Origin of the sequence: Mycobacterium sp. (assembly GCF_025965855.1) — a bacterium.
GTDB lineage: Bacteria > Actinomycetota > Actinomycetes > Mycobacteriales > Mycobacteriaceae > Mycobacterium.
Genome location: NZ_JAOPWB010000143.1, coordinates 1 through 7,734 on the forward strand (window position 1 = coordinate 1; position 7,734 = coordinate 7,734).

Sequence of the window (7,734 nt, forward strand, 5' to 3'; positions counted from 1 at the left end):
GATAGCTGGTTTGGATTCCTCCGGCATCGATGGTGCCTGACTTTAACGCGATCCGCGCGACGGGTGCTGTCATCGCGAGCCTCCTTCCTTGAACACCGCAAAACACTTGTTGGAGTTGAAGACATCGGAAGTGACGAGCTCCGACCACGAAAGGTCCAGGCCGAGTTGGTCGACCGCGCCGGTCAGGCAGAACCAGTTGAGCATTTCGTGCTGCCCGGAGTCGACGATGTCGCGGCTGGGGGTGGCCTGCCAGGTCGTGTAGTCCCGGTCGACGAACAGCTGATACAGCCGACGGTCGGCGGCGGTGTCAGGGGTGACGTGCCAGGTCTTGTCGGTCAGGAACGCGTGCGACCAGCTCGAGGACGCCACCAGCGCCACCCGCAGGTCGGTGTCGCGGAACGCCTGTGCGACGGCGCGGCCCAGCGCGAAGCAGCGGGCGGGCGTGGGCCCGGACGGGTCGAGGCGTTCATCGGCGATGTCCGCGAAACGCGCCAAGCCACCCCGACGGGCGATCGCATGCTGCCCGTAGCAGTTCACTGTGATGGGAATGAGCCGGTACTCGAAACGCGCGCCGGCGTTGGGATAGTCAAGGAACAGTTGGGTATTGACGATCGCGTGCGGAAAAGGAGCGTCGCTGCGCTTCCGGTAGGAGTAGGCCATGTCGAAGCCCCGGCCGATCAGGTCGTCGGTGAGCCGGCGGGCGCCCTCGGGGTCGCCGTGCAGAGTGATGGCGGCGTCGTCGGGAAGGCCCCAGGCGTTCGGGCTGCCGCGGTGGGTCATCAGCTCGAAGGGGTTGACCTCGACATCGTCGTAGGCCAGCACGCAAAACGGCGGGACGACCTCTTCGCGGAAGTTTTCGTACTGGTCGTCGCCCCATACCACCAGAACGTCAGGCGCGAATTTGTCAAGGACGTCACGACACCGAGATAGGTTCTCCACCAGCAGTTTTCGGTGATGCGCCGCAGCGGCGACACCGCCGTCCGCGTCCCATTCGGCGCGCATCGACGCTGACCAGTTGGCGGGATCCTTTGCCTCGGCGGGAATGTCGGGATCAGCCAGCGTCCAGTGCAACAGGTCCGCCATGTGCTCGTCGGTGCCGGCCAGTAGCGGATAGTGTGTCAGGCCCAGACCCAGGAAGTGGGCCATAGTGCTCCTCCAAATTGGTGCGGCAGATCCTGCGATGCAGGTCGGTGGGCAGGGTGGCGACGATGTCGTCGATGGGTTCGGGCATCGCCGGGAATGGGTAGTCGGATCCGAAGACGACGTGGTCGGGGCCGAAGACGTCGACTGCTGCGTACAGCGCTTGGCGGTTGTATGTCAAACTGTCGCACCACAGCTGTCGGGCCAGGCGACTCGGCAGGTCGGGCGAGTCGGCGGGCATGCCGGCGATGATCGCGCCCTTGTCGAGTCGTCCGATCATCGCGGGCAGCGCGCCTCCGCCGTGCGCCAGGCAGATTCGCACTTCAGGTCGGCGCTTGAGGGCCCCGTGGGCGATGAGTGCCGCCGCCGCCACCGCCGTTTCGGTCGGCATTCCTGCGCCGAAGCCCAGTCCGAGCTCGGTCACCCTGGCGGGTAAGTCCTGGTCACTGGGATGGACCAGGACCAGCGTGCCAAGCTCATGCGCGACGGCAAAGAACTGGTCCAGGCTCGGGTCGGCGAGTTCGATATCCCCGACCCGCGTGCCGATCTCGACACCGATGAAGCCGCTCTGGCGCACGCACCTGCGCATCTCGCCGACGGCGCGATCGGGATCCTGCAACGCGACGGCGCCCAGCGCAGCGAAGCGAGTTGGGTGGTCGTAGGTGATTCGGGCGAAGAACTCGTTTTGCGCCGACGCCAGTGCGGCAGCGCCGGCCGCCGACGCCTGATAGCAGAACGTCACCGGAATCGGGGAAAGAACTTGCATCCCAACGCCTTTGGAGTCCATATCGATGAGTCGGGCCCGTGGTGACCAGGACCGGTGATCGATCCGGCGGTAGTGCTGTCCACCGAACATTAGGTGCGCCTCGGTATCACCGGTGCGGTCGACGCTGGGCCAGAGGTCGTGCGGATAGGCGCGCCGAAGATCCAGCAGTTGATCGTCGATGGCGTGGGTGTGGACATCGACGAGGCCGGTGTGGGCGGATAGCTGAGCGTTGATGGTTGTGGCTCCGCGCGACTTTGGGACGGGCAGGTTTCGTCGAGGGTAAGCGATTATGCATACACAATTCAATATGTACATACACAATGTTGTGCGTCACATCGCGACGATGGTAGAGGTACCGATATGCAGGCGGGACCGATCCCGGGGGAGAGCAGGGAAGTGACCGGCGAGGTTAGGTCAGGGGTGCTGCGGAGTGTTCGGGGTGCGGTCCGGGTCGTCGGCACGGATCAGGTCTTGATCGTGGCGGTTGATGGCATCGACGAACGACGCCTGATCGTGCAGCGCGATGGCGGCCACGATGTCGTCGTGGACGTCGAGACTGCTCGTCAGCAGCGCCTTGTGGTCGCCGACGAACACCACCCGCGTCAGCACCGCCTTGATGCTGGTCACGATAAGGTGATGCATCCCCTCTAGAACCGGGATATGGGCCGCGGCCGCGACGACGCGGTGAAACGCGAGCACGGCGTCGAAGTACTGCTCGGCCTCGGTGGTGGCCCGCATCATGACCATGGCCGACCGCATTGCGGCGACGTCGTCGCTAGTCGCCCGTTCGAACGCCGCCTTGGTCAGGCCGAACTCGAGGTACAAACGCGCTTCGAAAAGGTCCAGGGGATGTGGAACGGAAGCCTGGAACCACAGGTCCAGCGCGCCGACATGGACTTGTGGCGGTGCGGTCGCCACCGTGATCCCGCCGCCTGGTCCCGGCCGGACCGCAACGAGGTCGCGATCGCGCAGGATGCGCAGCGTCTCGTTCATCACCGTAGGGCTGATGCCGAAGCGGTCCATGATCTCCGAGCGGCGACCGAGATGAGCGCCGACCGGCAGGCGGGCACTGAGGATTTCGTGTTCGAGATCAGCCGCGACGCGTTCGGCCCGAGAAGACCGCAGCGCAGGCTCGTGACGTGGCACGCGCAGCCTCCTTCGCATCGCTCGGCGCCGCAGTGGCGCCGGGTATAGCAAGTTTCCCAGATGAACCGAAGTGAGGAGTCCAGACCGTGGACCGATCAACTGGCCGAGAAGCCTACCGCGCGTGCCGCGACATCCTGGTGCGACACCGCGACGACTACGACGCCGCAGTCGCGGCGTTCCGCTGGCCCGACATCGGCGACCGGTTCAACTGGGCGCTCGACTGATTCGACCCCATCGAGGCGGGCAACCCGCGAACGGCGCTGCGCATAGTCATGCCGGCCACCACCGTACTGGGGCCCAAGGACCTCGCTGACCGCGTCGGTCGGGGAGCGGTGCGCCATGTCATCACCAGTGCCGACCAGGTCGACAAATTCGCTGACATCCCAGGGGATTTCGGCCGCATCGCGATCGGCGACGCTCCGCCTTCGTGGCGCCCGTACGGCTCGCCGACGCCGTGGCCATGCTGTCACGGCTCACCACCCAGACCGCGCGGATGACCCCACGCTGATCTACTTCACGTCCGGCACCACCAGCCAGCCGAAACTCGTGGAGCACACGCATAAGTCCTACCCTGTCGGCCATCTATCAAGGAGGTACTTCCTTGGATTACGTCCGGTGATGTGCACCTCAACATCAGCTCGCGGGGCTGGGCGAAGCACGCGTGGAGTTCGTTCTTCGCGCCCTGGATCGCCGAGGCGACGATCCAGTTCTATAGCTACACTCGTTTCGGCGCATCCCGCTTTCTGACGATGCTTCGGCGAGCCGACGTCACCTCGCTCTGTGTGCGCCGCCGACGGTGTGGCGCATGCTGGTTCAGGCCGATTTAGGTGCCAACCCTGCCGCGCTGCGGGAGGTGGTCGGTCCGGGTTCACCGGTTAAGCGCGGTTCGATGGGGCGGCCGCTGCCCGGCGTTGCGGTAGAGATCCTCGACCCGGTGAGCGGGCAGCAGGCCGGGAGGGTGAAATCTGTCTGCGGCTCGATCCGCGGCCGGTGAATCTCATGTCCGGCTATCTCGGCGGCGATGGCGGCAGCACCTGTTCGAGGCTGCTGTGGTACCGGCCCCCGACCCAACCAGGTTGGCCGTGCCCAAGGCCTATATCAGCCTGGCGGCCGGGTAGGCCCCCGATCGGGCCACCGCCGACACAATTTTCGCCCATGCAGACCGAAACCTTGCACCCTATCAACGCATCCGGCGCATTGAATTCATGGAACGACCTAAGACCATCTCCGGCAAGATCCGGCGTGTCGAGCTGCGGACTCGCGAAAACACTTGCGACCAAACGATTTGACGTATGAATATCGCGATCGCTGAGCCGGGACCAGTTTGCAACAGCGTGCAGCTCGGCTTCCATCATCGCCCGATGCCCGATGCCCGATGCCCGATGCCCGATACCCGCCAACCGCTTATTGCATGCGCGCATAACAAACGAACAGCCGGACGAGTGGAAAGTGACCCCGATGGGGGACCCATTATCCCTCTTGGTGGAGCAGTCACCGGACTGCGCGCCTCGCTAGCGTTCCAGCATGCCGCCGGCTGATCGTGACCATCTGCAGGTGCGGGCGACTAGGGGCGTCTTCACGCTGCTGGTCGGCCGACGCTGCTTACGTCGCGACCGCCCCAGACCGACAGTGCGGTGCACCGACCTCATGCCCGCGTCGCGGGAGCACCGGTGTTGACAGCTTATGCGGCTACCAAGCCCGTCCGCGCGGTGGGCGGCTTCTTCGCGATGTCACTGGACACTTTCGTATTGATATTCAGGCCGCCGTTCGCCTGGCGTGAATACCTTCTTCAGAGCTGGTTTGTGGCGCGGGTGTCAATGGTGCCGGCACTGATGATGACGCTCCCGTATTCGGTGATCTTGACGTTCATCTTCAACATCCTGCTGACCGAAATCGGTGCCGGGGATTTCTCCGGAACGGGCGCGGCGATCGGCACCGTGAACCAGATCGCACCTATCGTCACGGTGCTGGTGGTAGCCGGCGCGGGTTCCACCGCGATGTGCGCCGATCTGGGTGCGCGGACAATCCGCGAAGAACTCGACGCGATGCGGGTGCTGGGCATCAACCCCGTCCAGAGGCTGGTGGTCCCACGCGTGCTGGCGGCCACCACGGTGGCTTTGGCACTGGAAGCGGCGGTGACCGTGGTGGGTCTTGTCGGCTCATTCTTTTTCACCGTGTATGTCCAGCACGTCTCGGCGGGTGCGTTCGTGACCGGTCTGACGACGCTCACCGGCCTTGCCGACGTCATCGTCTCGATGGTCAAGGCGACGCTATTCGGGATGGCGGCAGGCCTGATCGCCTGCTACATGGGCATCTCGGTCGGCGGTGGTCCGGCCGGTGTCGGTAACGCGGTCAACGAGACCGTGGTGTTCACCTTCATGGTGTTGTTCGCGATCAACGTCATCGTGACCGCCGTCGGTATCCAGTTCACGGTGTCATGAGGTGAACCGATGACGCTTAGCGTTCCGAGCAAGCTCCATCCGCGGCTGCAGCGCACGACGAACGCCGTGGTGGGCGAGTGGAATCGGGTCGGATCGCAGATGCGGTTCTACGCCGCGACGCTCGCTTCGATTCCCGATGCTGTCGTCAATTACCGTACCGAGACGCTGCGGCTGATCGCGCAAATGGGGTTGGGCGCCGCAGCGCTCGCGATGATCGGCGGGACCGTCGTGATAGTCGGCTTCCTGACGATGACCACCGGCGCCTTGGTGGCGGTGCAGGGCTACAACCAGTTGCAGTCCGTCGGTATCGAAGCCCTCACCGGGTTCGCGTCGGCGTACTTCAATGTCCGGCTCATCGTGCCCGGAACCGCCTCTGTCGCGCTGTCGGCCACCATCGGTGCCGGCGCCACCGCCCAGATGGGTGCGATGCGGATCAACGAGGAGATCGATGCGCTCGAGGTGATCGGTATTCGCAGCGTCAGCTACATGGCGTCCACTCGGGTCGTCGCCGGCATCGTGGTGGTGATCCCGCTGTACTGCGTGGCCATCATGATGGCCTTCCTGGCCTCCCGGGCGGGCACCACCGCCATCTACGGCCAGGGATCCGGTGTCTACGACCACTATTTCAACACGTTCCTCAGTCCCCGCGACATCATCTGGTCGTTCTTACAAGTGGTGGCGATCACGATCGTGGTCATGCTGGTGCACACCTACTACGGGTACACCGCGCGCGGTGGGCCGGCCGGAGTTGGCGAGGCCGTGGGCCGCGCCGTGCGTACCTCGATGGTGGTCGCGGCGGTGGAGATCGTGATGATCACGCTCGCCGTCTACGGCCAGTCCGGCAACTTCCACCTGGCGAGCTAGTGGGATGAAACGCAAGCCAGGACAACACCGCATCCCCACCGCGTGGTGGACGGTGATCCTCTTGGCGGCAATCGCCGTGTTCATGTTCGTTACCACGACGGCCTTCGCGGGCACGTTCAGATCGTATGTGCCGGTGACCCTGACGTCGGACCGAGCCGGTCTGGTGATGGAGACCAACGCGAAGGTCATGCTGCGCGGCGTCCAGGTCGGCCGGGTCAGCCAGATCGGTGAGAGCAACAACGCGGCCAGCCTGAGGCTGGAGATCGACCCCGATCAGGTGCGGTACATCCCGGCCAACGTACAGGCACAAATCAGTGCCACCACCGCGTTCGGCGCCAAGTTCGTCGAGCTGGTGTATCCCGAGAACCCAAGCCCCAAGCGCCTGACCGCGGGGGCGGTGCTGCATTCCAAGAACGTCAGCACCGAGATCAACACGGTCTTCGAAAATGTCGTGGACCTGCTCAACGTGATCGATCCGGTCAAGCTGAACGCGGTGCTGACTGCGGTGGCCGACGGAGTGCGCGGACAAGGCGACCGGATGGGCGAGGCTACCACCGACCTCAACCAGGTGCTGCTGGCGCTCAACGCGCGCAGCGACACCATCCGTGCGGACTGGCGCTCCTTCAAGAACTTCAACGACACCTATAACACGGCCGCCCATGACATCTTGACGATCCTGAACGCCGCAAGCACGACGAGCACCACCGTCGTGAACCACTCGAGTGCGCTGGACTCCTTGCTGCTCAACGCCATTGGCTTCTCGAATGCCGGGACCAATCTGCTCGGCACGAGTAGAGACAACCTCGTCGCATCGGTCAACACGCTCGAGCCGACGACGAACCTGCTTTTCAAATACAGCCCGGAGTACACCTGCTTCCTGCAGGGCACCACGTGGTACCTCGACCACGGGGGCTATTCGGCGTGGGGCGGCGCCGACGGCCGGACGCTGCAACTCGATGTCGCCCTGTTGCTGGGCAACGACCCCTATGTCTATCCCGACAACCTGCCGATTGTCGCGGCCAAGGGAGGACCCGGAGGCAAGCCGGGGTGCGGGTCGCTGCCGGATGCCACGAAGAACTTCCCGGTGCGCGAGCTCGTCACCAACACCGGTTGGGGAACCGGGCTGGATATCCGGCCCAACTGGGGCATCGGTCATCCGTGCTACGCGCAATGGTTCCAGGTGACCCGCGCCATGCCGCAGCCGCCCAGCGTCCGCCAGTGCATCCCCGGGCCAGCGGTTGGGCCGGAGCCATACGGCAATGGGGCGCCGCCGTTCAACGCGACGCTGTACGGGCCGGGCGGGGTGCCGCTGTGGCCGGGAGTAGCGCCGGCACAGCCCAACCCGGGGCCCGCGCAGCCGACCGAGAACGGCCAGAC

Annotated in this window: 6 protein-coding genes and 1 pseudogene; 4 read left to right on the top strand and 3 right to left on the bottom strand. The window is 64.8% G+C overall.

The genetic code is table 11. The features are described from left to right. Positions 1-69: 69 nt before the first annotated feature. The 3 genes from JWP83_RS11350 to JWP83_RS11360 form a co-directional block, all read right to left on the bottom strand. A complete protein-coding gene (locus JWP83_RS11350) occupies positions 70-1,146 on the bottom strand; it encodes an extradiol ring-cleavage dioxygenase (RefSeq protein ID WP_297730051.1) in 1,077 nt (358 codons plus the stop codon). Next, positions 1,052-2,140, bottom strand: a complete 1,089-nt coding sequence (locus tag JWP83_RS11355; protein WP_297730055.1) for an amidohydrolase family protein — start codon at positions 2,138-2,140, stop codon at positions 1,052-1,054. The genes JWP83_RS11350 and JWP83_RS11355 overlap by 95 nt, the downstream gene beginning before the upstream one ends. 180 nt (positions 2,141-2,320) lie before the next feature. Next, the gene (locus JWP83_RS11360; protein WP_297730052.1) at positions 2,321-3,052 is read right to left on the bottom strand and encodes a FadR/GntR family transcriptional regulator; all 732 of its coding nucleotides are present in this window, start codon (positions 3,050-3,052) and stop codon (positions 2,321-2,323) included. A gap of 134 nt (positions 3,053-3,186) precedes the next feature. Here JWP83_RS11360 and JWP83_RS11365 point away from each other — a divergent pair. The 4 genes and pseudogenes from JWP83_RS11365 to JWP83_RS11380 all read left to right on the top strand — a co-directional run. Continuing rightward, positions 3,187-4,341, top strand: a pseudogene (locus tag JWP83_RS11365) (AMP-binding protein). A gap of 438 nt (positions 4,342-4,779) precedes the next feature. After that, on the top strand, positions 4,780-5,493 hold the full coding sequence (locus JWP83_RS11370) for an ABC transporter permease (protein ID WP_297730056.1): 714 nt from the start codon (positions 4,780-4,782) through the stop codon (positions 5,491-5,493). A 9-nt stretch (positions 5,494-5,502) separates the two neighbouring features. Continuing rightward, complete coding sequence (locus tag JWP83_RS11375; RefSeq protein WP_297730053.1) at positions 5,503-6,357, top strand: ABC transporter permease; 855 nt, start codon at positions 5,503-5,505, stop codon at positions 6,355-6,357. 4 nt (positions 6,358-6,361) lie between these two features. Continuing rightward, positions 6,362-7,734, top strand: a 1,373-nt coding sequence (locus tag JWP83_RS11380) for an MCE family protein (RefSeq protein WP_297730054.1), incomplete at its 3' end; no start/stop codon positions are given.